This window comes from Luteimonas aquatica, assembly GCF_022662575.1.
GTDB classification, from domain to species: domain Bacteria; phylum Pseudomonadota; class Gammaproteobacteria; order Xanthomonadales; family Xanthomonadaceae; genus Luteimonas; species Luteimonas aquatica.
The window spans coordinates 22,975-46,536 of record NZ_JALBFU010000015.1; the positions used below are offsets into that span (position 1 = coordinate 22,975).

A 23,562-nucleotide genomic window follows, 5' to 3' on the forward strand; every position below is an offset into this window, starting at 1 on the left:
CATGCCCCTAGCCCCGCCGCCGGACACCGACCGCCGCATCCGGCTGGCGCTGGTGCCGGGCGAGCCGGCCGGCGTCGGCCCGGAACTGTGCGTGCGCGCGGCGCAGCTACCGCGCGAGGACCGCGAGATCACCGCATTCGCCGATCCGCGCACCCTGCAAGCCGCCGCCGCCGCCTTGGCGCTGCCGCTGCGGCTGCTCGATCCCGGGCAGCGCCCGCAGCGCCCGGGCGACCTGCCCCTGGTCGCCGTGGCCAACGCCGTCCCGGTCGCCTTCGGCACCCCGGACCCGCGCAACGCCGCCGCCGTGGTCGGCGCCCTGCGCCTGGCCGCGGACGCCTGCCTGTCGGGCGCCTGCGACGGCCTGGTCACCGGCCCCACCCACAAGGCCGCCATCAACGCCGGCGGCATCGCCTACAGCGGCACCACCGAGCTGCTGGCCGAGCACGCCGGCCGCGACGTGGTGATGATGCTCGCCAACGACATCGTCCGCGTCGCCCTGGTGACCACGCACCTGCCGTTGCGCGAGGTGGCCGATGCCGTCACGCCGGAGGCCGTGGAGCGCAGCCTGCGCATCGTGCACGCGGCCCTGCGCGAGCGCTTCGGCATCGCCGACCCCGTGATCTGCGTGCTCGGGCTCAATCCGCACGCGGGCGAATCGGGACACCTGGGGCGCGAGGAAATCGAGGTCATCGCGCCGGTGCTGGCGCGCCTGCGCGGCGAAGGCATGCGGTTGCAGGGACCGCTGCCGGCCGACACCGCGTTCCTGCCGGCGAAGCTGGCGGACGTCGATGCCGTGCTCGCCATGTACCACGACCAGGGACTGCCCGTGCTCAAGTACAGCGGGTTCGAGCGCGCGGTGAATCTCACCCTCGGCCTGCCCTACCCGCGCGTCGCCGTCGATCACGGCACCGCGCTCGATCTGGCCGGCAAGGGCACCGCCGACGCCTCGAGCCTGCTCGCCGCAATCGACACCTGCGCGCGGCTCGCGCATCATCCCCGCCGAGCAACGCAATGAGCGCGACGCCGATGCAAGAGATCGCCTGGGACGACTTCGTGAAAGTGGAGTTGCGCGTCGGCCGCGTGCTGTCGGCGGAGCCGTTCGCGCAGGCGCGCAAGCCCGCCTACGTGCTGCAGGTCGACTTCGGCCCGGAGATCGGCGTGCGCAAGTCCAGCGCGCAGATCACCGCGCTATACGCGCCCGAGCAACTGGTCGGACGCCTGGTCGTGGCCGTGGTCAATTTCCCGAAGAAGCAGATCGGACCGCTGATGTCCGAATGCCTGGTGACCGGCTTCCACGACAGCGAGGGCCGCGTCACCCTGTGCATGCCCGAGCACGACGTGCCGCTGGGCACGCGGCTGCTGTGACCGCATGAGCCTTCCGTTCCGCGAGCCGGCGAAGAAGTCCCTCGGCCAGCACTTCCTGCACGAGCGCGGCATCGTCGAGAAGATCCTGCTCGCCGTCGATCCCAGGCCCGGCGACCGCCTGGTCGAGATCGGCCCTGGCCAGGGCGCCATGACCTTCCCGCTGCTCGACCGGCACGGGGCGCTGACCGCGATCGAGTTCGACCGCGACCTGCTCGCCCCGCTGACCGAGCAGGCGCGCGCGCACGGCGACCTCACCCTGATCCACGCCGACGTGCTCGATGTCGACTTCACCGCCCTGGCCGGCGAGGGCGGCCCCATCCGCCTGGTCGGCAACCTGCCCTACAACCTGTCCTCGCCGATCCTGTTCCACGCGCTGGAGCACGCCGCGGGGGGCGCGGCGATCCGCGACATGCATTTCATGCTGCAGAAGGAAGTGGTCGAGCGCATGGCGGCCGGTCCCGGCAGCAAGGTCTACGGGCGCCTGAGCGTGATGCTGCAGGCCTATTGCCAGGTGACGGCGCTGTTCTCCGTGGCGCCCGGCGCGTTCCGGCCGCCGCCCAAGGTGGACTCGGCCGTCGTCCGCCTGGTGCCGCGGCCGACCGAGGCGGTCGGGATCCGCGACGCCCGCCGCTTCTCGGACCTGGTGCGCGCGGGCTTCGGCCAGCGCCGCAAGACCCTGCGCAACGCCCTGCAAGCGGTCTGCGGGGCCGAGGAGATCGCCGCGGCCGGCATCGACCCGCAGGCGCGCGCCGAACAACTGCCGGTCGCCGATTTCGTGCGCCTGGCGAACCAAACTGCGACGCCGTAGTCCAAGGATTCATCCATTCCGCTTACACTGCCGTCATGGACGAGACATCGGATTACACCCTGGAGATTCAGATCGCCACGCGCTACCTCGACGAGGAATCGGCGCCCGAGGACGACCGCTATGTCTTCGCCTACACCATCCGCATCCGCAACCTCGGCAAGCTGCCGGCACAGCTGCTCGCGCGCCACTGGCTGATCACCGACGCCAACGGCAAGATCGAGGAAGTGCGCGGCGACGGCGTGGTCGGGGAGCAGCCGCGCATCGAGCCCGGCGAGCAGTTCACCTATACCTCCGGGGCGGTGCTGTCCACCGCCGTGGGCACCATGCAGGGCAGCTACGACATGATCGGCGACGACGGCACGCACTTCGACGCGCCGATCCCGCCGTTCACCCTGTCCGTGCCGCGCACGCTGCATTGAGGCGGTCCTAGCGCATGGCCGTCTGGGCAATCGGCGACCTGCAGGGCTGTTACGGCCCCACGCAGCGCCTGCTGGAAAAGATCGCATTCGACCCCGCGCGCGACAGGCTGTGGTTCTGCGGCGACCTGGTCAACCGCGGCGGCGAATCGCTGGAGACCCTGCGCCTGGTGCACTCGCTGCGCGCCAACGCCGCCTGCGTGCTCGGCAACCACGACCTGTCCCTGCTCGCCATCGGCGAGCGCCAGGAGGCCGAACAGCGCAAGGTCAACCCGGACCTGCAGCGCGTGCTGTTCGCCGGCGACCGCGACGTTCTGCTCGACTGGCTGCGCGCGCAGCCGCTGCTGCACGCCGACCGTACGCTCGGCTGGATGATGGTGCATGCCGGCCTGGCGCCGAAGTGGACCACGCAACTGGCCGAGCAGTACGCGCGCGAGGTCGAGCAGAAGCTGCGCGGCGACGGCTTCCGCAAGCTGTTCAAGCGCATGTACGGCGACCGGCCGCACTGGGCGCCGAACCTCACCGGCCTGGACCGCGACCGCGCCATCATCAACGTCTTCACCCGCATGCGCTATTGCACTCCGCGCGGACGCATCGCCTTCGAGGAGAAGAACGCGCCGGGCTCGCAGCAGCCGGGACTGTATCCCTGGTACGAAGTCCCCGGCCACGCGCCGCGCGACCTGAAGATCGTCTGCGGCCACTGGTCCACCCTCGGCCTGTTCATCGGCCACGGCGTGCACGCCATCGACACCGGCGCGGTCTGGGGCGGCAAGCTCACCGCGCTGCAGCTCGACGGCGAGGAACTGCGCCTGGTGCAGGTGGCCGGGCGCGACGTGCCGCCGCCCATTGCGCGAGCGCCCTGAGCGATGCGCGCGCTGCAACGGATCTGCGGCGTCGCCCTCCCCGCCCTGCTCGCGCTGGCGGCCTGCGCTCCGGCGCCGCAGCCGCAACCCCGATCGCAGGAGCGGCAGCCGGCCCGCTCCGCATCCGCCGCCGATGCGTTGCCGCCGTCGCCGCCGCTGGTGCGCGCCGCGCGTTCGCAGATCGGCGCGACCCGGCTCTACGATCCGGCCTACGTGCGCCTGTCCTATCCGGGCGGCGACGTCCCCTACGCCCGCGGCGTGTGCACCGACGTGGTGATCCGCGCGCTGCGCACCCAGGGCATCGATCTGCAGCAGCGCATCCACGAGGACCGGATCGCGCATCCGCAAGCCTATCCCGCGCGCTGGCGCGGCCTGCAGGCGGACGCGAACATCGATCACCGCCGCGTGCCCAACCAGATGGCGTGGTTCGCCCGGCAAGGCTGGCAGCGCGAGGCGGGGCCGCGCGTCGCCGATGCGCATGCCGGCGATTTCCTTGCCGGCGACATCGTCGCCTGGGACCTGGGCGGCGGCGTGCTGCACATCGGCATCGTCTCCGACCGCAAGACCCGTGACGGGGTACCGCTGATCCTGCACAACATCGGCAGCGGCACGCAGGAGGAGAACCTGCTGTTCGGCTACCGGATCATCGGCCACTACCGGCCGGCGCTGTCCTCGGGCGCGGCGCTGGCCGCCAGATAGTCCACGAACTCGAACGCGAAGGCGTGCCTGGCGTCCGGCGCGTGCGCCTGGCGCGAGACCGCCCGCCAATGCGCAGCGTCCACGGCCGGAAAGAACGCGTCGGCGCCGGCCACCGCGGTATCGACATGGGTCAGGTGCAGCTGCGTCGCCTGCGGCAGGGCCAATGCATAGATTTCGCCGCCGCCGATCACGCACAGCGTCCGGGCCTGCTCGTCGCGCGCCTGGGCGACCGCCTCCTCCAGCGACGCCACCGCCCGCATGCCCTCGAACGGCACGCGCCCGGAGCGGGTCAGCACCAGGTTGCTGCGCCCCGGCAGCGCGCGTCCCAGCGATTCGGCCGTCTTGCGCCCCATCAGCACCGGCTTGCCGAGCGTGAGCGCCTTGAAGCGCTTGAGGTCGTCGGGCAGGTGCCAGGGCAGCGCGTTGCCCTTGCCGATGGCGCGATGGCGGTCGAGCGCGGCGACCAGGGCGATGCGCATCACACCGCCACGGGTGCCTTGATCGCCGGCAGCGGATCGTAGCCGTGGATTTCGATGTCGTCGTAGCCGAAGGCGAACAGGTCGTCGACGTCGGGGTTCAGGTGCAGCCTCGGCAGCGGTCGCGGCGCGCGCGCGAGCTGCTCGCGCGCCTGCTCGAAATGGTTCGAGTACAGATGGGCGTCGCCCAGGGTATGCACGAAGTCGCCCACGCCCAGCCCGGTCACCTGCGCCACCATGTGCGTGAGCAGCGCGTAGCTGGCGATGTTGAACGGCACGCCGAGGAAGATGTCGCCGCTGCGCTGGTAGAGCTGGCAACTGAGCCTGCCGTCGGCGACGTAGAACTGGAACAGCGCGTGGCAGGGCATCAGCGCCATGTCCGGCAGTTCGGCGACGTTCCAGGCCGAGACGATCAGGCGGCGCGAATCCGGATTGCGGCGGATCTCGTCCACCACCCAGCGGATCTGGTCGATCTCGCGGCCGTCGCCGGCGGCCCAGCGCCGCCATTGCTTGCCGTACACCGGGCCGAGCTCGCCCTGCGCGTCCGCCCATTCGTCCCAGATGCTGACCTTGTTCTCGCGCAGGTAGGCGATGTTGGTCTCGCCCTTGAGGAACCACAGCAGCTCATGCACGATCGAGCGCAGGTGCAGCTTCTTGGTGGTGACCAGCGGGAAGCCCTCGTCCAGGTCGAAGCGCATCTGCCAGCCGAACACGCTGCGCGTGCCGGTGCCGGTGCGGTCGGATTTCTCCGTGCCGCGCTCGAGCACGTGTCGCAGCAGGTCGAGGTAGGGCTTCATCGCGGTTCCGGGCGGTGTCTCGGTCGTGTCAGGCGTTCGCGGGCGGCGCGGCCGGCTGCGGCTGCAGGGTCGGCGCCTTGCGCGACTTCCACAACCAGAACAGGCCGATCAGGATCAGCGGCAGGCTCAGCGCCTGGCCCATGGTCAGCCAGCCGAAGGCAAGATAGCCCAGTTGCTGGTCGGGCAGGCGCACGAACTCGACCGCGAAGCGGAACACACCGTACAGCAGCGCGAACAGTCCGGACACGGCGTAGCGCGGGCGCGGCCGGCTGGAGAACCACCACAGGATCGCGAACATCGCCACGCCCTCCAGCGCGAACTGGTACAGCTGCGAGGGATGGCGCGCGTAGATGTTGAGTGTGCCGGCCTCGAACTGCGCGCGTAGCGCCTCGGCGCCCAGGCGCAGCCTGGTCACATCCGGATCCTGCGGGAACACCACGCCCCAGGTGCCGCCGGTGGGCTTGCCCCAGAGCTCGCCGTTGATGAAATTGCCCAGGCGGCCGAAGCCCAGGCCGGGCGGCACCAGCGGCGCGATGAAATCGGCGACGTCGAAGAACGCCAGCTTGTGCTTGCGCGCCCACCAGAACATCGCCGCCACCACGCCGAGCAGGCCGCCGTGGAAGCTCATGCCGCCTTCCCAGATCTTGACGATCTGCAGCGGATTGTCGATGTAGGTGCGCAGGTCGTAGAACAGGATGTAGCCCAGGCGCCCGCCCAGCACCACGCCGAGCATGGCGTAGAACATCAGGTCGCCGTAGGCGTTGGCGTCCACGCCCGGCAGGCGGCCGGCCTTGACGCGGGCGCGGCCCAGGAACCAGGCGGCCAGGAACCCCAGCAGATACATGATCCCGTACCAATGCACGCCCCTGCTGCCGATGTGGATCGCGATCGGGTCGATCTGATGGAGATAGAACATCGCTGGCACACGCTCCTCGACGGCCGGCGCCTGGTCGGCCGGAAGCCCCTATTGTGCCTGTCGCGGCGAGGGCTCGACAGCACTCGCGCCCCGAACCCGCGCGCCGAGGCGGCCTCAGCCGAGCAGGTGCGGCCGATCGGGCAGTTCGTTCTCGTCGGCCTCGTCGGCTGCGCGCGGGAAATGCGCGGCCAGCAGGTCGGAGACCGCCGCCACGCCGGCGATCGCCGCGTCCTCGGCCTCGCCGGCCTTCAGCCGCTCTTCCATCAGCAGGCAGACGCCGCGCCACTGCTCGTCGCTGACCAGGCCTTCGAGGCCGCGGTCGGCGACGATCTCGATGCGATGGTCGGCCAGCAGCAGGTGGATCAGCACGCCGTTGTTGGCCGCGGTGTCCCAGACCCGCAACCGCGAGAACGCCTCGTGCGCGCGCTCGCGGGCCTGCATCCCGCGCAGCACCGCCCTCGCCGGCAGCGCCGCCTCCACCGCGAAGCAGACCTCGCCGCGGTGACGGCGCTCGCCCGCGGCCACCGCTTCGGCGATGCGGCTCAGGCTCGCCTCCGGGAACAGCCGTCGCGACGACGGCGGGAACAGGTGGCGCAGAAGTCGCTTCATCACCAGCTCCCCGAGGCGCCGCCGCCTCCGCTCGAACCGCCGCCGCCGGACCAGCCGCCGCCGGAAGAACCGCCGCCCCCCCAGCCGCCGCCCCCGCCTCCGCCGCCGGACCAGCCGCCCCAGTCGCCGCCGCGCGCGAAGCTGCCGGCCGGCAGCTTGACCAGGCCGTAGAGCAGGCCGAACACGCCGGCCACGCCGCCCAGCACCAGGAACGAGGAGATCAGCCAGGCCACGCCGCCGGCGGCGACGCCGGTGACCAGCCCGCGCACGCCGGCCGGCGCCCGTCCGAACACGCCGCGCGCGATGTTGGCGGCGATGAACGCGGCGAACAGGGCGAACAGCCAGTCGCCGCCGCCTCCACCGCCGCCCCGGGTATCGGCCATCGGCTCGGGCAGGGCTTCGCCGTCGATCAGCCTGGTCAGGGCCGCGGTGGCGTCGATGACGCCGCCGCCGTAGTCGCCGACACGGAACTTGGGCACCAGGTATTCCTGGATGATGCGCCCGGCGGTGATGTCGGGGATCGCGCCTTCCAGGCCGTAGCCGACCTCGATGCGGACCTTGCGGTCGTCCTTGGCGACCACCAGCAGCACCGCGTCGTCGACGCCCTTGCGGCCGATCTTGTACTGCTCGAAGGCACGCACCGCGTACTGCTCGATGGTCTCCGGCTGCACGCTGCCCACCATCAGCACCTGCAGCTGGCTGCCCTTGCGCTGCTGCAGCGCGTAGGCCTGCTGTTCGAGCTGCTGCGTCTGCGCGGCGTCGAGCGTACCGGTAGTGTCGATCACCGGAGAGTTCAGCGCCGGGATCGGCGCGGCGCCGGTGCCTTGGGACGCCGGCGCGGCGATGGCCGGCAGCACGCAGGCCGCGCACGCCAGCCACAGCAGCGCCAGCAGACGGATCGCGCAAGGACGCATCGACATCACCAACTCCTCGACGCCCCGGCGCCGCCGCTGCTGCCGCCACCGCCGGACCGGCCACCGTCGGATCGCCCCCCGCCGGAGCCCGAATCGCCGCGCGAACCCGCGCCTGCGCCGCCCGCCGCACCGCTGCCGACCAGGAACACGATGAGCATGAGGATGCCTCCCAACGCCGCGAACGCGATGCCGCCATTGTGCAGGTTTCCCAGCAGGTTCCTGAACAGCAGGTGCCAGGCCAGGAAACCGAGCAGGACCAGCCAGAGCGCGATCCGCGTCCAGAAGACGATGCGGTGGCGCCGCCAGGCGTCGTGCATTTCGCGCAGCGCCAGCCACAGGAAGAACAGCGCCGTGCCGCCGCCGAACACCGCCGCGAAGGACGCCAGGAACATCAGGGCGAACGGCCGCGCCAGCAGCCCGGCCAGCACCCAGGCCAGCAGCAGCACGCCGACAAAGGCCGCCGCCGCGACGCGGACCGCGAACGACTTCACCAGCCCCAGGCCCAGCGGAACGCCGGCCAAGGTCGCCAGCGCGGCGATCGCCAGGGACGCCGCGACGCCGGAACCGGCCAGCAGCGGACACAGCACGGCGCCGAGCGCCGCCGCGATGATCGCCACGCGCCACGACACGGTCCGCGAGGCGCCGGCCAGGCCGGCGAGCAGCGCCGGCACGAGCGCGGCCAGCAGCCGGTACCAGCCGTGGAACTCCAGCACTTCGGGCTCCGGCAGGGGCTGGCCTTCGGCCAGGCCGATCAACGCCCGCACGCCGTCGGCGATGCCGCCGGCGTAATCGTCGCGCTTGAAGCCGGGCAGCATGTAGTCGTCGATCACCCGCCCGGCGGTGATGTCGGGGATGGCCGCTTCCAGGCCGTAGCCGACCTCGATGCGCGCGCGGCGGTCGTCCTTGGCCACCACCACCAGCAAGCCGTCATCGATGTCCTTGCGCCCGAGCTTCCAGGTGTTGAACGCGCGCAGGGCGTACTGCTCGATGCTCTCCGGCTGCGTGCTCGGCAGCATCAGCACCTGCAGCTGGCCGTGCGAGCGTGCCTCGTAGGCGTCGATGGTGGCCGCGATCCCGGCGCGCTGTTGCGTCGACAGCGTGCCGGTGAGGTCGATGACCGCCGACTCCAGCGCCGGAATCGGCACCCGCCGATCGGCGGCGGCCGGCGCGGCGGGCGCTGCCGGCGGCGTCGAAGCAGGCAAAGGCTCGGAGACCGCCTGCGCCTGCGCCACTGCCGTCGCGGACAGCAGGATCAGCAGCGCGAGCAGGCGTCGAAGCACGGCCATGCGCGGAGTATCGCAGCTCGCGGCGGCGCCGGCAGCCGCGCGGCTCACCAGCCCCGCGATGCGCCGCCACCGCCGCTGCGGCCGCCGCCGCCGGAACGGCCGCTGCTCGAACTGCCGCTGCTCGAACTGCCGCTCGATCGGCTGTCGGAACTCGAGCTCAGGCTCGTGCTGCTGCCCGGCAGCGCCGAAGCGAACAGGAAGATGAAGAACACCGCGCCGCCGATCGCCAGCGGCGCCCAGGTGCCGGGAGAGGAAAGATCGTCCTGGCCGGCCAGATACCAGGCCGCCGCGCACGCCGCCGCGGCCAGAATGGCGAGCCGGATCCAGAAGCCCGGACGATTATGGCGCCAGGCATGGATCGCGCCGCCGACCGGGACCGCCAGCAACGCCGCGCCCATCGCGCCGAGGAACACCACGAAGATTCCCGCGAGCAGACGCTGCGTGCCGAAGATCGCGCCGATCAGCACCAGCAGGCCGATGAAGGCGGCCGCGTACGCCGTCCAGCGGCGCACCGTGCGCGACTTGCCCAGGGCCCAGCCGTACGGGAAGAACAGGACGAGGGGAATGAAGGCCAGCATCAGCGAAGGCCCCGCGCCCATCCCGGCCAGCAGGCCGACGCCATAGCCGCTTGCCGCCGACCCTCCCAGGGCCCAGGGCCAGCGCAGCCAGCCCATGCCCCAGGCGAAGCCGCACAGCACGCTCAGCCCGAATGCCGAGAACGCATAGCGCGGGTCGATGCTGTCGCCGTCGTTGTCCGGTTCCGGCAGCGATTCGCCTTCCGCCAGCGCGATCAGCCGGGTCACGCCGTCGCCGATCGCGCCCGCGTAGTCGTTCTCGCGCAGCCGCGGCACGACGTATTCGTCCAGCACCCGCCCCGCGGTGATGTCCGGGATCGCGCTTTCCAGCCCGTAGCCGACCTCGATGCGCACCTTGCGGTCGTGCTTGGCGACCACCAGCAGCAGGCCGTCGTCGATGTTCTTGCGGCCGAGCTTCCAGGTCTCGAAGGCGCGCGCGGCATACTGCTCGACGGTCTCCGGCGCGGTGCTCGGCACCATGAGCACCTGCAGCTGGCTGCCGCGGCGTTTCTCGTAGTCGGCGATCTGCGCCTCGATCCTGCCGCGCGCCGCGGCGTCGAGCGTCTGCGTGGTATCGATGACCGCCGACTCCAGCGCCGGCACCGGCGCCAGCGCGTGGCTGGCGGGGATGGCCGGCGCCGCTTCGGCAGGCTCGGGTTCGAGCGGGGCGGGCGCGACCGGCGCGGGTTCGACCGGCATGGGCTCGAGCGAGGCGGGCCCGGCTGCCGGGCCCGGCGGTCCCAGGATGAGCGAGGGCTGCGCCTGCTCCTGCGCGGCGCTTGTCTCGGGCGCGTCGGGCGCGCAGGCGGCCAGGCCCACCAGCAGCAGGCCGACCAGCAACGCCGCATTCCCTGCGGACCGCATCGCGACGGCGCACTAGGCGGTCATTGCGCCGGCTGCGCCGGGGGCTGCTGGGCGTTGCCGAAATCCACGCTCGGCGCATTCTGGATCTGCGCCTCGTTCTCGACGGTGAAGTTGGGCTTCACGGCATAACCGAAGATCTTGGCGGTGATCAGCTGCGGGAACGAGCGGATGTAGGTGTTGTAGTCCTGCACCAGCTGGATGTAGCGCCCGCGCGCCACGGTGATGCGGTTCTCGGTGCCTTCCAGCTGGGTCTGCAGGCCGAGGAAGGACTGGTCGGCCTTCAGGTTCGGGTAGTTCTCGGTGACCACCATCAGCCGCGACAGCGCGCTGGACAGCTCGCCCTGCGCCTTCTGGAAGGCCGCCAGCGAGGCCGCGTCGTCGGCGTTGACGTTGATCTGGCTGACCTTGGCGCGCGCCTCGGTCACCGCGGTCAGCACGTTCTGCTCGTGCGCGGCATAGCCCTTGACCGTGTTGACCAGGTTCGGGATCAGGTCCGAGCGCCGCTTGTACTGGTTCAGCACCTCCGACCAGCCGGCCTTGACGCCTTCGTCCTTGCGCTGGATTTCGTTGTAGCCGCAGCCGGACAGCAGCACGGCGAACAGGGCGATCAGGACGATCCGCAGAGGCGATACGGTACGCATGGCGCGCTTCTCCCAATGAACGAACGGCATGATGAACGGCGTGTCGAGCCGCCGCCGGGGGCGGCCGTCGGCGGCATTGCAGCATCCCGCGGCCGGCGGCGCAATCGCGCGGCCGGCCGCGCCCGGACTCCCACACCCCGGCGCCGGGCACCCGGGGCGAGGCCGCGCGGCCGCGCACCGGGTGCCGGGCGCGGGGGTGTGGTAGGCGGGGCGCGGCCGGCCGCGCCCGGACTACCACTCCCCGGCGCCGGGCACCCGGTGCGAGGCCGCGCGGCGGCGCATCAGCAGGTTGAACCACTCCACCATCACCGAGAAGCCCATGGCGAAGTAGATGTAGGGCTTGGGCACGTGCACGCCGAAGCCGTCCAGGATCAGCACCGCGCCGATCAGCAGGATGAAGGCCAGCGCCAGCATCTTCACGGTCGGGTTCTCGTCGATGAAGCGGCCCAGCGGGTTGGCGGCCAGCAGCATGATCGCCACCGCCAGCAGGATCGCGAACACCATGATCGGGATGTGCTGGGCCATGCCGACCGCGGTGATCACCGAGTCCAGCGAGAAGACGATGTCGATGACCGCGATCTGCGCGATCACCATCCAGAACACCGAGGAGGTCTTGGTGGTGCGCGGATCCTCGTCGTGCCCGCCGCTGATCAGGTCGCGGATTTCCATCGCGCCCTTCACCAGCAGGAAGATGCCGCCCAGGATCAGCACCAGGTCGCGGATCGAGATGCCCATCCCGAAGATCGTGAACAGGTCGCGCTCCATGCGCGCCAGGAAGGCGAGCATGACCAGCAGCAGGATGCGGGTGATGCAGGCGACCGCGATGCCGATCTTGCGCGCCATCGGACGCTGGTGCTCGGGCAGGCGGCTGACCGCGATCGAGATGAAGACCAGGTTGTCGATGCCGAGCACGATCTCGAGCGCGCTCAGGGTCACCAGGGTCAGCCAGGCGTCGGGGGAAGCAAGGAAGCTCAGATCCATTCTCTTTCTCGTCTCATTGAATTATCTGGAAAGCGTGCGATGCCGCGCGATTCGGCGCTGACGCTGCGCGGGCATGCCGCGCAATGTCATGCGGCCCTCCCTGGCGCGAGTGTATCGGCTGCGGAGGGTCCGGCTCGGCCGTCCATGGCCGGGCGTTCGCTGACACTGCGCGGCATGCCGCGCAATGTCACGCTGCCTTCCCTGGCGCTAGTGTATCGGCTCCGGAAGGTCCGGCCCGGCCGTCCATGGCCGGGCGTTCGCTGCCCCTGCGCGGCATGCCGCGCCGCGACAGCGAACGCCCGGCCATGGACGGCCGGGCCGGACCTTCCGGAGCCGATACACTAGCGCCAGGGAAGGCCGCGTGACATTGCGCGGCATGCCGCGCAAGGTCACGCTGCCTTCCCTGGCGCAAGTGTATCGGCTACGGAAGGTCCGGCCCGGCCATCCATGGCCGGGCGTTCGCTGACGCTGCGCGGCATGCCGCGCAATGTCACGCTGCCTTCCCTGGCGCAAGAGGATCGGCTACGGAAGGTCCGGCCCGGCCGTCCATGGCCGGGCGTTCGCTGACGCTGCGCGGCATGCCGCGCAATGTCACGCTGCCGTCCCTGGCGCAAGTGTATCGGCTACGGAAGGTCCGGCCCGGCCGTCCATGGCCGGGCGTTCGCTGACGCTGCGCGGCATGCCGCGCAATGTCACGCTGCCTTCCCTGGCGCAAGTGTATCGGCTACGGAAGGTCCGGCCCGGCCGTCCATGGCCGGGCGTTCGCTGACGCTGCGCGGCATGCCGCGCAAAGCTTGCGTCAGCTCACCCAGCGCGGGAGGAGGATCGCGCCCCAGACCAGCAGCACGTTCATCATCAGCACGAAGACCGCCGCCGACCCCATGTCCTTGGCGCGACCGGCCAGTTCATGGTGTTCCGGGCCGTAGCGTTCGATCACCGCCTCGACCGCCGAGTTCAGCAGCTCGATGGCCAGCACCAGCAGCATCGCGCCGATCAGCAGCGCGCGCTCCACGCCGTTCCCGCCCAGCCACCAGCCCAGCGGGGCCAGGATCACGAACAGGTAGACCTCCAGGCGGAACGAGGACTCGTGCAGCCAGGCCGCGCGCAGTCCCTGCATCGACCACTTGGTCGCCAGCAGCAGCCGCGCGGGACTGCGCGGCAGATGTCCGAATTCGTCCGCCATCGCGCAGGCGCCGGATCAGTGTCCCGCCGTCGCGGCGCGACGGACGGCCGGTGCGGCGGGACGTCGGGATGCGGCCAGGGCCGGCGCGTCGATCGAGAGCATGCGGAAGGTCGATTCGGCCATGCGGCCGGATGCCCCATTCTGCCACAGGGCGCGCTCGCGCCGGTTTGCAATCGCCGGATCGTCCTGCTATCCCGTCCCTTTCCCGCCGCCTCCGAGACGCCATGGCCCTGCTTCGCCCGTTCGTCCTCGCCCTGGCCGCGCTGTGGCTGGCCGGCGGCTGCGCCACGCCGCCCGCGCCCGGCCGGACCGCCGCGCATGCCGAGGCCGCGCTGGACCCCGTCTCCTCGCCCGACTGGGCCGGCGACATGGCCCGTTTCGCCGCCGAGGACGGCGCCCGGCCGCCGCCGGCGCACCCGGTGGTGTTCACCGGCAGCTCCTCGGTGCGCCTGTGGACCGCCCTGGCCGAGGATTTTCCCGGCATACCGGTCCTCAACCGCGGTTTCGGCGGTTCGCAGCTGCGCGATGCGGTCTGGTACGCCGACCAGGTGGCGGTGCGCTACCGGCCAAGCCGGATCGTGCTGTACGCCGGCGACAACGACATCAACGCCGGACGCACGCCGGAGCAGGTATCCGCCGATTTCCGCGCTTTCGTCGCCCGCATCCGCCGCGACCTGCCGCGGGTGCCGATCGTGCTGCTCGCCATCAAGCCCAGCCTCGCCCGCCTGCCGCAACTGCCCGCGCAGCAGCGGGCAAACGCGCTGCTCGCCGCCGACGCCGCCGCGCTGCCCGGGGTGAGCTTCGTCGATGTCGCCACGCCGATGCTCGATGCCGCCGGCCGGCCGCGCGCGGAACTCTTCGTCGAGGACGGCCTGCACATGAACCGCCGCGGCTACGACCTGTGGCGCGGGATCCTGGCGCCGCACCTGCGCTAGGCGCCCGTCCTACTGCTGGCGCAGCGCCTCGATCGGATCCAGCTGCGAGGCCTTGCGCGCCGGGTAGTAGCCGAAGAACAGGCCGGTGGCGATCGAGAACGCCGCCGCCAGCCCGACCACCTGCGCGTTGAGCGCCACCGGCAGCTCGCTGAACTTGCCCACCAGCAGCGCGCCGATCACGCCGATGCCGATGCCGATCACGCCGCCGATCAGCGAGATCAGCATCGCCTCAGCCAGGAACTGCCGGCGCACGTCGCGCGGCCCGGCGCCCACCGCCATGCGCAGGCCGATCTCGCGGATGCGCTCGGTCACCGACACCAACATGATGTTCATGATGCCGATGCCGCCCACGATCAGGCAGATGGTCGCCACCGCGCCGAGCAGCTTCGACATCAGGTCGGTGGTGGCGGTGCGCGTCTTGACGATCTCGCTGATGTTGCGGACGGTGAAGTCGTCGTCCTCGCCGGGCTTGATCTTGTGGCGCTGGCGCAGCAGCGCCTCGATCTCGGTCTGCACGTAGGCCAGGTCCTTGGCGTCGGAGACGGTGAGCGAGACCTGCATCACCGCGCTCGGCGGCAGGCCCATCATGCCCATCAGCCGGCGGCGCCCGGTTTCCAGCGGCACCATCACCACGTCGTCCTGGTCCTGGCCGAAGCCGCCCTGCCCCTTCGGCGCCAGCGTGCCGACCACGATGAAGGGCACGCGACCCAGGCGGATGGTCTGGCCGATGCCGTCGTCGTCGCCGAACAGGGTCCGCCGCACGGTGTCGCCGATCACCACTTCCTTGGCGGCGCTGCTGTAGTCCTGCGCGTCGAACAGGCTGCCGCTGGCCACCGTCCAGCTGTTGATGTCGAAGTAATCCGGCTGCACCGCCTGCCAGTTGGTCGCGGAATTGTTCTCCGCGTACACGACCTGGGTGTTGCCGCGCAAGGCGCCGGCCACGTACTGCACTTCCGGAAGTTCGGTGCGGATGGCCTCGACGTCGCCCTCGGTAAGCGTGAAGAAGCTGCTCGCGCTCATGCGCGCGCCGCCCGTCCCGCGGCCGGCGCCGGGATTGATGTCCAGCCGCTGCGAACCCAGCCCGGAGACCAGCTTGTCGATCTCCTTCTGCGTGCCCTGACCCACCGAGACCATCACGATCACCGCGGCGATGCCGATGATCACGCCCAGCGAGGTCAGCGCGCTGCGCATCCAGTTGCCGCGCAGGGCGTAGATGGCGGTACGCAGGATGTCCGAGAAATTCATGTCGGCGCCCCCCCGGCGTGCGCGCCGTCGGGATGCGCGCTGTCAGGATGTAATTCCCCGTCGCGCATCACGTAGATGCGGTCGGCGTGCGCGGCGACGTCGGCGTCGTGGGTGATCAGCACCACGGTGTGTTCCTCGTCGCGCAGGCGCTTGAACAGCGCCAGGATCTCCTCGCCGGTGCGGCTGTCGAGCGCGCCGGTGGGCTCGTCGGCCAGCAGGATCGGCGGCCGGTTGATCAGCGCGCGGGCGATGGCCACGCGCTGCTGCTGGCCGCCGGACAATTCGCTGGGGCGGTGGTCGGCGCGCTCGGACAGGCCGACCGCGTCCAGCGCCTCGCGCGCCAGGCGCAGCCGCTCGTGCGGCGGCACGCGCGCGTAGCTCAGCGGCATGGCGACGTTCTCCAGCGCGCTCATGCGCGGCAGCAGGTTGAAGCCCTGGAACACGAAGCCGATCTTGTCCCGGCGCAGCGCCGCGAGCTCCTCCGGGGCCAGGCTGGCCACGTCGACGCCGTCGCAGGCGTAGCGGCCGGTGGTGGGCGTGTCGAGGCAGCCGATCAGGTTCATCAGCGTCGACTTGCCCGAACCCGACGGCCCCATGATCGCGACGAAATCGCCGCGCTCGATGCGCAGGTCGACGCCCTTGAGCGCCACCACCTCGGCCTCGCTGCCGGGCGAGTAGACCTTGCCGAGCTGCCGGGTTTCGATCACCGGCGCGACGGCGGCGCTCATTCCTGCGCCGCCCGCTCGCCGGTGACGATCTGGTCGCCCTCGCGGACGTCGCCGGAAATCTCGGTGTTGCTGCCGTCGCTCACGCCCACGCGCACCATGACCCGCTGCGGCTTGTCGCCGACCAGCTTGTACAGCGGCGCGCGCTTGGCGCCGATCAGCGCCGAGATCTGCGCGTCCCACTGCTTCTGCTGGGCGGCGTCGAGCGTGGCGCGGAAGGCGGCGAACTGCTGGTTCATGCGCTCGACCATGCGCTGGCGCATCTGGCCCTGGGCATCGCCGCTGCCGCCCATGACGATGCGCATGCCGCCGCCACCGCCACGGCCGCCGAACAGCCGGTTGCCGCCCTCGGCCGCCTGCGGGGCCATGCGCGCGGCGATGCGCTGGCGCATGGCGGCGATGGCCTTGTCGAACTCGGCCTGTTGCGCGGGCGTCAGGCGCAGCTCGGCCGCGAAGCGGACCAGGTCGTCCGCCATGCCGCCGGGCCCGCGGCCGGAGGCCGCCGGCGCGTCCGCGTCCTCCTCGCCGGCCGGCTTGTAGCGCAGCGCCGCGTTGGACACCTTGAGCACGCCGTTGCGCTTGCTCACCTCGATCTCGGCGTTGACGGTCAGCCCCGGCAGCAGCGTGCCGTCGCTGTTGTCCACCGTCACGATCACCGGATAGGTGACGACGTTGTTGGTGGTGGTCGCCGACAGCCGCACCTGCTCCACCGTGCCGCGGAACTGGCGGTCGGGGAAAGCGTCGGCGGTGAAGGACACGCCCTGCCCGACCTTGACCTGGCCGATGTCGGATTCGTCCACCGCCAGCTCGATCTGCATCTTGCCCAGGTCCTCGGCGATCTTGAACAGCTCCGGCGCCTGCAGGCTGGCGGCCACGGTCTGGCCGGGCTCGATCGAACGGGTCAGCACCACGCCGTTGACCGGCGAGCGGATCACGGTGCGCTCGAGGTCGATGCGGGTGGTCTGGGTGGTCGCCGACTGCTGGCGGATCGTCGCCTGCGCCGCGTTGACCTGCGCCTGCGCCTGGTCGCGCGCCGCGCGCGCCAGGTCGACGTCGCTCCTGGCCACCAGCTGCTGCGCGACCAGCTCGGACTTGCGCTGGTAGTCGAGCTCGGCGTTGCGCAAGGTCGCCTGCGCCTGGCGCAGCGCGGCCTCGGCGTTGGCGATCTGCGCTGCGCCCTGCACCATCCGCGCCTCGTAGCTGCTCGGGTCGATGCGGGCGATGACCTGGTTCTTCTCGACCTTGTCGTTGTAGTCGACCAGCACGTCGGTCACCTGGCCGGAGATCTGGCTGCCGACGGTGACCGTGGAGATCGCGCTCAGCGTGCCGGTGGCGGAGATCGCCACGCGGATGTCGCCGCGCTCCACCGCCGTGGTGCGCCAGGTTCCGCCCTCGCCGGCGGCGGCGCGCTGCTGCCAGTACCAATAGCCGGCCACCGCGACCGCGGCCAGGACCGCGAGGACGGCGATGCGGCGCACCAGGCGCGCGGCGGGGGTCTTGCGGGATGTGCTCATGCGATCGCCAGGAAATGGAGCCGATGCTGGGCAACGCACCAGGCCGGCCCGGGTTGACAGCGGCTATTGTGGAGGACGGGACGGACGGCGTTAACCGCCCGGCCCGGCGCGCGTGCTGTAACCAGGATCACCGCATCAGGCGAAAGTTCCCGAAAAGCCACGGCGGCGGCGCTTTCGGAACCGCGGCGAGCCTTCCCGGCGGCGCACCCTGCGCCATGCCCGTGTCCCTCGATCGTGCCCCTCAAGCATGCCCCTCGGGCCCGCGCCGCGCGAAACCGACCGTCGCCGTGGTGCCCACGCCCGGCGCGCTGTCCAGCGTCATCTGCCAGCCGAAGCGTTCGCCGAGCCGACGCACGATCGACAGCCCCATGCCCTTGCCGCCGCGTCCGAAGATGTCGGCGCGGTAGAACGGATCGTAGGCCTTGCTGAGGATCTCCGGCGACATGCCGATGCCGGTGTCCTGGACGATGATGCGGTCGCTCTCCACGATCACCTCCACGCGCCCCTGGTCGGTGAAAGTGCAGGCGTTGTCGAGCAGCTTGTCGAGGATCACCGCCAGCGCGCGCGGCGAGGCGTACAGGCGCGGCGCGGCGTAGGCGGTCACCACCAGCTCGACCGGCTTGTCGCGCAGGCGCATCCGCGCCTTCTCGGCTTCCTCGTCGACCACGGCGTTGACGTCGAAGTCCTCCAGCAGGGCGCCGTCGCCGCCCTCGCGCGCCAGGATCAGGAAGGCCTCGATCACCGCCTCCATGTCGCGCCCGGCGCGCTGCATGCGGGCCAGCGCGCGCTGCTGCCGCGGCGAGACCTCGGCATCGGCCAGCATCATGTCGGTGGCCACCCGGATCACCGTGAGCGGCGTGCGCAGCTCGTGGCTGGCGTCGCGGGTGAAATCGCGCTCGCGCCGCACGAAGTCCTGCACGCGCTCGGCCAGCCCGCGCAGCGCGCGGCCGAGCTTCTGTACCTCGCTGCCCTCCTCGCCCGGGATGCGCTCGGACGCCAGCAGGTTGGCCATCGCGCCGGTGTCCGGATCGCCCGGCTGCCAGCGCGAGACCTGCTCGGCCAGCCAGTTGACCGGCGTCACCAGCCGCTTGGAGGTGCGGTAGGTGAGCCAGGTGGCCCCGCACACGGCCAGCAGCGAGAGCAGGATCGAGGTCGCCCCGATCGAGAACACCGTGGTATCGGTCACCGGGAAGGACATCACCACGTACAGCCGCCCCTGCGGCCGCTGCTCGACCAGCACCTTGTAGGAGGTTCCCGGCAGGCGCGAGATGCCGGGCCGGAAGCCGCGCAGCGCCGCGGGCAGGCGCGCGGGCGAATCGCCCGGGGCGAGGAAATAGCCGCTGACGGTGGAGGTGGTCGGCAGCGGGAACGCCGGATCGCGCGCGCGCCCGGACCAGTAGTGCCCGGCCTCGGCATGCAGCCTGCGCTCGGTCGCCAGCTCGCGGATCACGGCGCCGGCGACGACGATGCCCACCGCGATGGCAAGGCTCATCAGCACCGCCTGCAGGATGAAGGCGTAGCGCAGCTTGCGTGGCAACCCCTGGGGCATGGCGGCACCGTGCGGAGGGTGCGACAGCTTACTGCATCGCCTCAGGAGGGAGGCTGCTCGATGTCGGCGATGCGATAGCCGGCGCTCTGCACGGTGTGCAGCAGCTGCTTGCCGTAGGGCTTGTCGATGGTCTTGCGCAGGTTGTACAGATGGCTGCGCAGGGTGTCGGAGTCGGGCAGGCTGTTGCCCCAGATCTCGCGCTCGATCTCCTGCCGGTTGACCACGCGCGGCGATTCGCGCATCAGGATGGTCAGCAGCTTCAGGCCGATGGGCGAGAGCTGCAGCTCGACGCCGCCGCGGGTGGCGCGCAGCGAGGCCGGGTCGAGCACCAGGTCGGCGACCTTCAGCACCTCCGAACCCACCTGGCGGCGCTCGCGGCGGATCAGCGCGCGCAGCCGCGCCTCCAGTTCCTGGATCGCGAAGGGCTTGGTCAGGTAGTCGTCGGCGCCGGCGCCCAGGCCGGTGAGCTTCTCGTCCAGCGTGTCGCGCGCGGTGAGCATCAGCACCGGCGTCGACTTGCGGGCCTCCTCGCGCAGGCGCTTGCACACCTCGATGCCGTCCAGGCGCGGCAGCATCAGGTCCAGCACCACCACGTCGTAGCTGTTCTCCGAGGCCAGGCGGTAGCCGTCGAGCCCGTCGGTGGCGTAGTCGACCTCGAAGCCCTTGCCCTCGAGGTACTCGCCGACCATCTCCGAGATGTTGCGGTTGTCCTCGACGATCAGGACGAGCCCGCCCGGTTCCTGTGATCCACGCATAACTGCTCCCGGGTTTGCGCCGGCTTGGACAGAACGATCCCGGCCCGGCGGAGGCGCTCCCGATTCGGACCGCCCGCCTTGCCAGACCCGCGCCGCCGCCCGAAGCGGGGGCGCCGCATCATCCTGAAGACCCGGAACCCAATCGTTAATGAAGGCCTCTTCAGCTTTGTGAAGATTGCGATCCCGTCGGTGGAGGGAGCGTGAAGGTGGTTACGCTTTGCACCCCGCCCCGCCGACTCTCCGCCATGCCCACACTGCTCGACCGCCTCCTGCCCGTCCTCCTGCTGGTCGGATCGAACGTCTTCATGACCTTCGCCTGGTACGGCCACCTGAAGTACAAGTCCTCGCCGCTGTGGATCGCGGTCATGGCCAGCTGGGGCATCGCCTTCTTCGAATACTGCCTGCAGGTGCCGGCCAACCGCATGGGCAGCGCCGTCTACACGGCGCCGCAGCTCAAGGGCATGCAGGAGGTGATCACGCTGCTGGTGTTCGCGGTGTTCTCCGCGACCTACCTCGGGCAGACGCTGAAATGGAACCACTGGGCCGGATTCGCGCTGATCGCGGTGGCGGCCTGGCTGATCTTCCTGGAATGAGGCCGCCGGCCGCGCTCAATGCGCGGCCAGCGCCTCGAGCTTGCGGAAGGTCTCGGCCGCCGGCGTGGCCACCGCCGCACCGGTGTCGATGTGCGCGCGGCGGTGCAGCCAGGAGTGGTAGTCGTTCTGCACCACGAACACGTTCTGGCCGCGCGACACGTAATCGGTCTTGATGCTCAGGATCACGTGGTCGATGCGTTCGAGCCCGACCTGCTTGGCCAGCAGCAGCATGCTGGCGGCCAGGCGTTCGCTGGCCTCGTCCGAGGTGCGGCCCAGGCTGGCGTCGAGCTTGTGCACCGCCGCCAGGCTCTGCTTGTACAGCGGGTGGTCGGGATGCGTGGGATTGGTCGGATCGAAGGCCGCCGGGCGCGAGGGCGCCGGCGCCGAGGGCGCCTCCGCTGGCGCGGGCGGGGCCTCCACGTCCTCGCGCGGCCCCTCGAAGCGGAAGCGGAAGGCCTCGATCTGGCGCGCGTCGAGCATGCGGTGCGCGGTGCCCGGCGCGTCGCCGTCCTCGAACACGTGCGGCTGCACGCCCATGATGTCGCCCAGGGTGGCGTAGAGGCTGTTGTCGTCGACCCCGTCCTCGCCGCGCGCGGGGTAGTCCAGGTCCTGGCGGTTGAGCAGCGGCAGGATCGCCGCCGCCGAATTCCAGCGCAGCAGCGCCTCGGCCGCGTCGCCGACGAACAGCGCCACCGCCTTCTGCCCCTCCCAGTAGAGCGCGCTGTCGTTGAACTCGGTGCGCTCGGGCGCCATCCACAGCCCTTCCACCGGCGCATGGATGTAGTGCCAGGCCTGCAGCGCGTGCCCGCCGCCGGCGTCCAGGCCGAACTGCAGCGCCGCGCCGGTGCCCCGGTCGGTGATCAGACCGTGCAGCTCGGCGATCGGGACCCCGGTGGACAGGTCCCGGAGCAACCAATAGGTGTGGCTGACCGACAGTTCCTGGACGCGGTACAGCCGCGCCTCGATCGAGTATTTCGCCATTACGAGAGGATCTTCTTCCGTGTTGTCGCCAATTGCCCGGGCACGTTCGGCAGAGCGGGGTCAGAACTTGATCTTGCCGGCGAGGATGTCCTTGAACATCACCCAGTCGCCGACGAAGGAATAGATCGGGTGCTTGAAGGTCGCCGGCCTGTTCTTCTCGAAGAAGAAATGCCCCACCCAGGCGAACCCGTACCCGCACAGCAGCGCGGCCAGCAGCCACCAGCCGTTGCCCTGCGCGATGGCCGCCGCCAGCAGCGCCAGCACGCCGCAACTGCCGACGAAATGCAGACGCCGCGAGGTGCGGTTGCTGTGTTCGCTCAGGTAGAAGGGATAGAACTCGCGGAAGCTGGCGAAGCGTGGCATGGCGGCATCCTCCTAGCGGATCGCCCTGGACCAGTTGCGATTGCGCACGAACAGAACGATCGCGGTCAGCGACAGCAGCAGGCCGAACGCGGCGGGGAACCAGTATTCGCGCGCGTTGCGGTACTCGATCCATCCCAGGTAGAGGAACATCGCGGCCAGCACGGCGGCCAGCGTCGGCCCCAGCCACAGGTAGCGCCGGCCCGCCGAGTACGCCGCGCCGGCCTTGTGGTTCAGGGCCTCGACATGGCCGAGGCGGATGCTGCAGTCGTTGCTGCAGGACAGGCCGAAGCCCAGATCCTCCGCGCAGCCTTCCGCGCAAACGCCTTTGCCGCAGCCGCGGCAGACGCCCACCGCGGCGCGATCATGGTGCTGGTAGCACTGCATGGAACCTCCCGTTCTCGTCGACTCAGGAATCTCAGGGCAATACGAGATTGCTCAGCTTCCCTGGACCTTCTCCATGGCCTTGGCCCGGTCCCAATAGCCATCCTGCACCGTCAGCGGCTGGTTCTGCAACTCGACGCCGTCGGCGGCGGCCAGCGCCTCCATCGCGCGGAAGCGGCGTTCGAACTTGAGGTTGGCGCGGCGCAGCGCGCCGCCGACGTCGACCTTGGCGTGCCGCGCCAGGTTGGCGCAGACGAACAGCAGGTCGCCGATTTCGTCCTCCAGGCGGTCGCGGGCGCCGGCATCGCGCGGGTCGGCGGCGACCGCGGCGAACTCGGCGCGCACCTCGTCGATCTCCTCGTGCAGCTTGTCGATCACCGGCTCGGGGCCGGGCCAATCGAAGCCGACCCGCGCGGCGCGGTTCTGCAGCTTGGTCGCCCGCTGCCACTCCGGCAGCCCGCGCGAGATGCCGGCCAAGGCGGACGCATCGCGCTCGCCAGCCTCGCGGCGCTCGGCCTGCTTGATCTGCTCCCAGCTGCGCTTCACCGCCTCGGCATCGTCGCGCGCCGCATCCCCGAACACGTGCGGATGGCGGCGCAGCATCTTCTCGCTGATCGCCGCGACCACCTCGCCGAAGCCGAACGCCCCCTGCTCCCGCGCCATCTGCGCGTGGAACACCACCTGCAGCAGCAGGTCGCCCAGCTCGTCCTTCAACGCGGGCAGATCGCCGCGGTCGATGGCGTCGGCGACCTCGTAGGCCTCCTCGATGGTGTACGGGGCGATGGTGGAGAAATCCTGCTCGATGTCCCAGGGGCAGCCGGTGTCGCGGTCGCGCAGGCGGGACATGATGTCCAGCAGGCGTTGGATGTCGTGGTCGGGGGTGGGCACGGGGATTCCGGTAGCGTGTCGTTTGCGCTGGCACCTTAAGCAAAAGCATGGCGGCTTGCCAGGGCACGTATCGATGGCGTGCCCTGCCTCTCGCCGTGGGCCGAGGCCTCCTGCCTCGCCAGCCTGGCTGGCTGGGACTCTGCTTCTGATCTCTGCTTTTGCTGTTTTTTTAGGAGCAGAGCGTTTCGTCCGCTATCGCGGCCGAGTTCATTTCTTTTGATAAGCGTCAAAAGAAACGAA

27 protein-coding genes and 1 pseudogene are annotated in these 23,562 nt (G+C 70.7%); 8 read left to right on the forward strand and 20 right to left on the reverse strand.

All coding sequences use genetic code 11. The features are described from left to right. The first annotated feature begins 1 nt into the window (after position 1). From pdxA to MD221_RS16205, 6 genes and pseudogenes are all read left to right on the forward strand, one after another. A complete protein-coding gene (gene pdxA / locus MD221_RS16180) occupies positions 2–1,015 on the forward strand; it encodes a 4-hydroxythreonine-4-phosphate dehydrogenase PdxA (RefSeq protein WP_242113002.1) in 1,014 nt (337 codons plus the stop codon). Next, entirely contained in the window at positions 1,012–1,365 is a 354-nt protein-coding gene (locus MD221_RS16185; RefSeq protein ID WP_425602296.1) for a tRNA-binding protein, read from the forward strand. The genes pdxA and MD221_RS16185 overlap by 4 nt, the downstream gene beginning before the upstream one ends. A 4-nt stretch (positions 1,366–1,369) precedes the next feature. Next, positions 1,370–2,173, forward strand: coding sequence for a 16S rRNA (adenine(1518)-N(6)/adenine(1519)-N(6))-dimethyltransferase RsmA (rsmA, locus tag MD221_RS16190; RefSeq protein ID WP_242113004.1), 804 nt, complete (start codon positions 1,370–1,372; stop codon positions 2,171–2,173). Positions 2,174–2,208: 35 nt separating this feature from the next. Continuing rightward, on the forward strand, positions 2,209–2,592 hold the full coding sequence (gene apaG / locus MD221_RS16195; RefSeq protein WP_242113005.1) for a Co2+/Mg2+ efflux protein ApaG: 384 nt from the start codon (positions 2,209–2,211) through the stop codon (positions 2,590–2,592). Positions 2,593–2,606: 14 nt separating this feature from the next. Continuing rightward, a pseudogene (locus MD221_RS16200) lies at positions 2,607–3,449 on the forward strand (symmetrical bis(5'-nucleosyl)-tetraphosphatase); the annotation flags it as partial. 6 nt (positions 3,450–3,455) lie between these two features. Then, complete coding sequence (locus MD221_RS16205; RefSeq protein WP_242113006.1) at positions 3,456–4,151, forward strand: DUF1287 domain-containing protein; 696 nt, start codon at positions 3,456–3,458, stop codon at positions 4,149–4,151. Here the strand turns inward: MD221_RS16205 and MD221_RS16210 are convergent. The 10 genes from MD221_RS16210 to MD221_RS16255 all read right to left on the reverse strand — a co-directional run bounded on the left by MD221_RS16210 (position 4,106) and on the right by MD221_RS16255 (position 13,393). Then, complete coding sequence (locus MD221_RS16210) at positions 4,106–4,630, reverse strand: dihydrofolate reductase (RefSeq protein ID WP_242113007.1); 525 nt, start codon at positions 4,628–4,630, stop codon at positions 4,106–4,108. The genes MD221_RS16205 and MD221_RS16210 overlap by 46 nt on opposite strands. Next, entirely contained in the window at positions 4,630–5,424 is a 795-nt protein-coding gene (locus MD221_RS16215; RefSeq protein ID WP_242113008.1) for a thymidylate synthase, read from the reverse strand. The genes MD221_RS16210 and MD221_RS16215 overlap by 1 nt, the downstream gene beginning before the upstream one ends. A 28-nt stretch (positions 5,425–5,452) precedes the next feature. After that, positions 5,453–6,340: a prolipoprotein diacylglyceryl transferase gene (gene lgt / locus MD221_RS16220; protein WP_242113009.1), complete on the reverse strand. Its 888-nt coding sequence runs from the start codon at positions 6,338–6,340 to the stop codon at positions 5,453–5,455. 114 nt (positions 6,341–6,454) lie between these two features. Further along, positions 6,455–6,949 carry a TPM domain-containing protein gene (locus MD221_RS16225; protein WP_242113010.1) on the reverse strand — a complete coding sequence of 165 codons (495 nt, stop codon included), beginning with the start codon at positions 6,947–6,949 and terminating at the stop codon, positions 6,455–6,457. Beyond that, entirely contained in the window at positions 6,949–7,863 is a 915-nt protein-coding gene (locus MD221_RS16230; protein WP_242113036.1) for a TPM domain-containing protein, read from the reverse strand. Before MD221_RS16230 ends, MD221_RS16225 begins: the two co-directional genes overlap by 1 nt. A 5-nt stretch (positions 7,864–7,868) precedes the next feature. Continuing rightward, positions 7,869–9,149, reverse strand: coding sequence for a TPM domain-containing protein (locus MD221_RS16235; protein WP_242113012.1), 1,281 nt, complete (start codon positions 9,147–9,149; stop codon positions 7,869–7,871). Positions 9,150–9,193: 44 nt separating this feature from the next. After that, the gene (locus MD221_RS16240) at positions 9,194–10,564 is read right to left on the reverse strand and encodes a TPM domain-containing protein (protein WP_242113014.1); all 1,371 of its coding nucleotides are present in this window, start codon (positions 10,562–10,564) and stop codon (positions 9,194–9,196) included. Positions 10,565–10,608: 44 nt separating this feature from the next. Continuing rightward, entirely contained in the window at positions 10,609–11,229 is a 621-nt protein-coding gene (locus MD221_RS16245) for a LemA family protein (RefSeq protein WP_242113016.1), read from the reverse strand. Between the two features lie 231 nt (positions 11,230–11,460). Beyond that, complete coding sequence (locus MD221_RS16250; protein WP_242113017.1) at positions 11,461–12,210, reverse strand: TerC family protein; 750 nt, start codon at positions 12,208–12,210, stop codon at positions 11,461–11,463. A gap of 799 nt (positions 12,211–13,009) precedes the next feature. After that, complete coding sequence (locus MD221_RS16255; RefSeq protein ID WP_242113018.1) at positions 13,010–13,393, reverse strand: diacylglycerol kinase; 384 nt, start codon at positions 13,391–13,393, stop codon at positions 13,010–13,012. Positions 13,394–13,617: 224 nt separating this feature from the next. On the opposite strand from MD221_RS16255, the gene MD221_RS16260 reads away from it, so the two are divergent. Beyond that, positions 13,618–14,328 carry an SGNH/GDSL hydrolase family protein gene (locus MD221_RS16260; protein WP_242113019.1) on the forward strand — a complete coding sequence of 237 codons (711 nt, stop codon included), beginning with the start codon at positions 13,618–13,620 and terminating at the stop codon, positions 14,326–14,328. 9 nt (positions 14,329–14,337) lie between these two features. Here the strand turns inward: MD221_RS16260 and MD221_RS16265 are convergent, their stop codons facing one another. The 5 genes from MD221_RS16265 to MD221_RS16285 all read right to left on the reverse strand — a co-directional run bounded on the left by MD221_RS16265 (position 14,338) and on the right by MD221_RS16285 (position 20,116). Continuing rightward, positions 14,338–15,573 (reverse strand): ABC transporter permease, encoded by a 1,236-nt coding sequence (locus tag MD221_RS16265; RefSeq protein ID WP_242113020.1) that lies wholly within the window; start codon positions 15,571–15,573, stop codon positions 14,338–14,340. Next, entirely contained in the window at positions 15,570–16,301 is a 732-nt protein-coding gene (locus tag MD221_RS16270) for an ABC transporter ATP-binding protein (protein ID WP_242113021.1), read from the reverse strand. The genes MD221_RS16265 and MD221_RS16270 overlap by 4 nt, the downstream gene beginning before the upstream one ends. Next, a complete protein-coding gene (locus MD221_RS16275) occupies positions 16,298–17,812 on the reverse strand; it encodes an efflux RND transporter periplasmic adaptor subunit (RefSeq protein ID WP_242113023.1) in 1,515 nt (504 codons plus the stop codon). Before MD221_RS16275 ends, MD221_RS16270 begins: the two co-directional genes overlap by 4 nt. A 241-nt stretch (positions 17,813–18,053) precedes the next feature. Next, positions 18,054–19,361 carry a sensor histidine kinase gene (locus MD221_RS16280; protein ID WP_242113024.1) on the reverse strand — a complete coding sequence of 436 codons (1,308 nt, stop codon included), beginning with the start codon at positions 19,359–19,361 and terminating at the stop codon, positions 18,054–18,056. A gap of 41 nt (positions 19,362–19,402) precedes the next feature. Beyond that, positions 19,403–20,116: a response regulator transcription factor gene (locus tag MD221_RS16285; protein WP_242113025.1), complete on the reverse strand. Its 714-nt coding sequence runs from the start codon at positions 20,114–20,116 to the stop codon at positions 19,403–19,405. A gap of 245 nt (positions 20,117–20,361) precedes the next feature. On the opposite strand from MD221_RS16285, the gene MD221_RS16290 reads away from it, so the two are divergent. Further along, a complete protein-coding gene (locus MD221_RS16290) occupies positions 20,362–20,709 on the forward strand; it encodes a DMT family protein (protein ID WP_242113026.1) in 348 nt (115 codons plus the stop codon). Positions 20,710–20,724: 15 nt separating this feature from the next. Here the strand turns inward: MD221_RS16290 and MD221_RS16295 are convergent, their stop codons facing one another. The 5 genes from MD221_RS16295 to MD221_RS16315 all read right to left on the reverse strand — a co-directional run. After that, the gene (locus MD221_RS16295) at positions 20,725–21,690 is read right to left on the reverse strand and encodes an XVIPCD domain-containing protein (RefSeq protein ID WP_242113027.1); all 966 of its coding nucleotides are present in this window, start codon (positions 21,688–21,690) and stop codon (positions 20,725–20,727) included. Positions 21,691–21,750: 60 nt separating this feature from the next. Further along, positions 21,751–22,053: an Mpo1-like protein gene (locus tag MD221_RS16300; protein WP_242113028.1), complete on the reverse strand. Its 303-nt coding sequence runs from the start codon at positions 22,051–22,053 to the stop codon at positions 21,751–21,753. A gap of 12 nt (positions 22,054–22,065) precedes the next feature. After that, a complete protein-coding gene (locus MD221_RS16305) occupies positions 22,066–22,437 on the reverse strand; it encodes a DUF2180 family protein (protein ID WP_242113029.1) in 372 nt (123 codons plus the stop codon). Between the two features lie 51 nt (positions 22,438–22,488). Further along, the gene (gene mazG, locus MD221_RS16310; protein ID WP_242113037.1) at positions 22,489–23,280 is read right to left on the reverse strand and encodes a nucleoside triphosphate pyrophosphohydrolase; all 792 of its coding nucleotides are present in this window, start codon (positions 23,278–23,280) and stop codon (positions 22,489–22,491) included. Positions 23,281–23,357: 77 nt separating this feature from the next. After that, on the reverse strand, positions 23,358–23,562 hold a 205-nt coding region (locus tag MD221_RS16315), incomplete at its 5' end, for a hypothetical protein (RefSeq protein ID WP_242113031.1).

Bases quoted from the DNA above. Each gene is read 5' to 3' on its own strand.
- pdxA (WP_242113002.1), top strand. From the start codon at position 2: ATGCCCCTAGCCCCGCCGCCGGACACCGACCGCCGCATCCGGCTGGCG.
- MD221_RS16185 (WP_425602296.1), top strand. From the start codon at position 1,012: ATGAGCGCGACGCCGATGCAAGAGATCGCCTGGGACGACTTCGTGAAA.
- rsmA (WP_242113004.1), top strand. From the start codon at position 1,370: ATGAGCCTTCCGTTCCGCGAGCCGGCGAAGAAGTCCCTCGGCCAGCAC.
- apaG (WP_242113005.1), top strand. From the start codon at position 2,209: ATGGACGAGACATCGGATTACACCCTGGAGATTCAGATCGCCACGCGC.
- MD221_RS16205 (WP_242113006.1), top strand. From the start codon at position 3,456: ATGCGCGCGCTGCAACGGATCTGCGGCGTCGCCCTCCCCGCCCTGCTC.
- MD221_RS16210 (WP_242113007.1), bottom strand. From the start codon at position 4,630: ATGCGCATCGCCCTGGTCGCCGCGCTCGACCGCCATCGCGCCATCGGC.
- MD221_RS16215 (WP_242113008.1), bottom strand. From the start codon at position 5,424: ATGAAGCCCTACCTCGACCTGCTGCGACACGTGCTCGAGCGCGGCACG.
- lgt (WP_242113009.1), bottom strand. From the start codon at position 6,340: ATGTTCTATCTCCATCAGATCGACCCGATCGCGATCCACATCGGCAGC.
- MD221_RS16225 (WP_242113010.1), bottom strand. From the start codon at position 6,949: ATGAAGCGACTTCTGCGCCACCTGTTCCCGCCGTCGTCGCGACGGCTG.
- MD221_RS16230 (WP_242113036.1), bottom strand. From the start codon at position 7,863: ATGCGTCCTTGCGCGATCCGTCTGCTGGCGCTGCTGTGGCTGGCGTGC.
- MD221_RS16235 (WP_242113012.1), bottom strand. From the start codon at position 9,149: ATGGCCGTGCTTCGACGCCTGCTCGCGCTGCTGATCCTGCTGTCCGCG.
- MD221_RS16245 (WP_242113016.1), bottom strand. From the start codon at position 11,229: ATGCGTACCGTATCGCCTCTGCGGATCGTCCTGATCGCCCTGTTCGCC.
- MD221_RS16250 (WP_242113017.1), bottom strand. From the start codon at position 12,210: ATGGATCTGAGCTTCCTTGCTTCCCCCGACGCCTGGCTGACCCTGGTG.
- MD221_RS16255 (WP_242113018.1), bottom strand. From the start codon at position 13,393: ATGGCGGACGAATTCGGACATCTGCCGCGCAGTCCCGCGCGGCTGCTG.
- MD221_RS16260 (WP_242113019.1), top strand. From the start codon at position 13,618: ATGGCCCTGCTTCGCCCGTTCGTCCTCGCCCTGGCCGCGCTGTGGCTG.
- MD221_RS16265 (WP_242113020.1), bottom strand. From the start codon at position 15,573: ATGAATTTCTCGGACATCCTGCGTACCGCCATCTACGCCCTGCGCGGC.
- MD221_RS16270 (WP_242113021.1), bottom strand. From the start codon at position 16,301: ATGAGCGCCGCCGTCGCGCCGGTGATCGAAACCCGGCAGCTCGGCAAG.
- MD221_RS16275 (WP_242113023.1), bottom strand. From the start codon at position 17,812: ATGAGCACATCCCGCAAGACCCCCGCCGCGCGCCTGGTGCGCCGCATC.
- MD221_RS16280 (WP_242113024.1), bottom strand. From the start codon at position 19,361: ATGCCCCAGGGGTTGCCACGCAAGCTGCGCTACGCCTTCATCCTGCAG.
- MD221_RS16285 (WP_242113025.1), bottom strand. From the start codon at position 20,116: ATGCGTGGATCACAGGAACCGGGCGGGCTCGTCCTGATCGTCGAGGAC.
- MD221_RS16290 (WP_242113026.1), top strand. From the start codon at position 20,362: ATGCCCACACTGCTCGACCGCCTCCTGCCCGTCCTCCTGCTGGTCGGA.
- MD221_RS16295 (WP_242113027.1), bottom strand. From the start codon at position 21,690: ATGGCGAAATACTCGATCGAGGCGCGGCTGTACCGCGTCCAGGAACTG.
- MD221_RS16300 (WP_242113028.1), bottom strand. From the start codon at position 22,053: ATGCCACGCTTCGCCAGCTTCCGCGAGTTCTATCCCTTCTACCTGAGC.
- MD221_RS16305 (WP_242113029.1), bottom strand. From the start codon at position 22,437: ATGCAGTGCTACCAGCACCATGATCGCGCCGCGGTGGGCGTCTGCCGC.
- mazG (WP_242113037.1), bottom strand. From the start codon at position 23,280: ATGTCCCGCCTGCGCGACCGCGACACCGGCTGCCCCTGGGACATCGAG.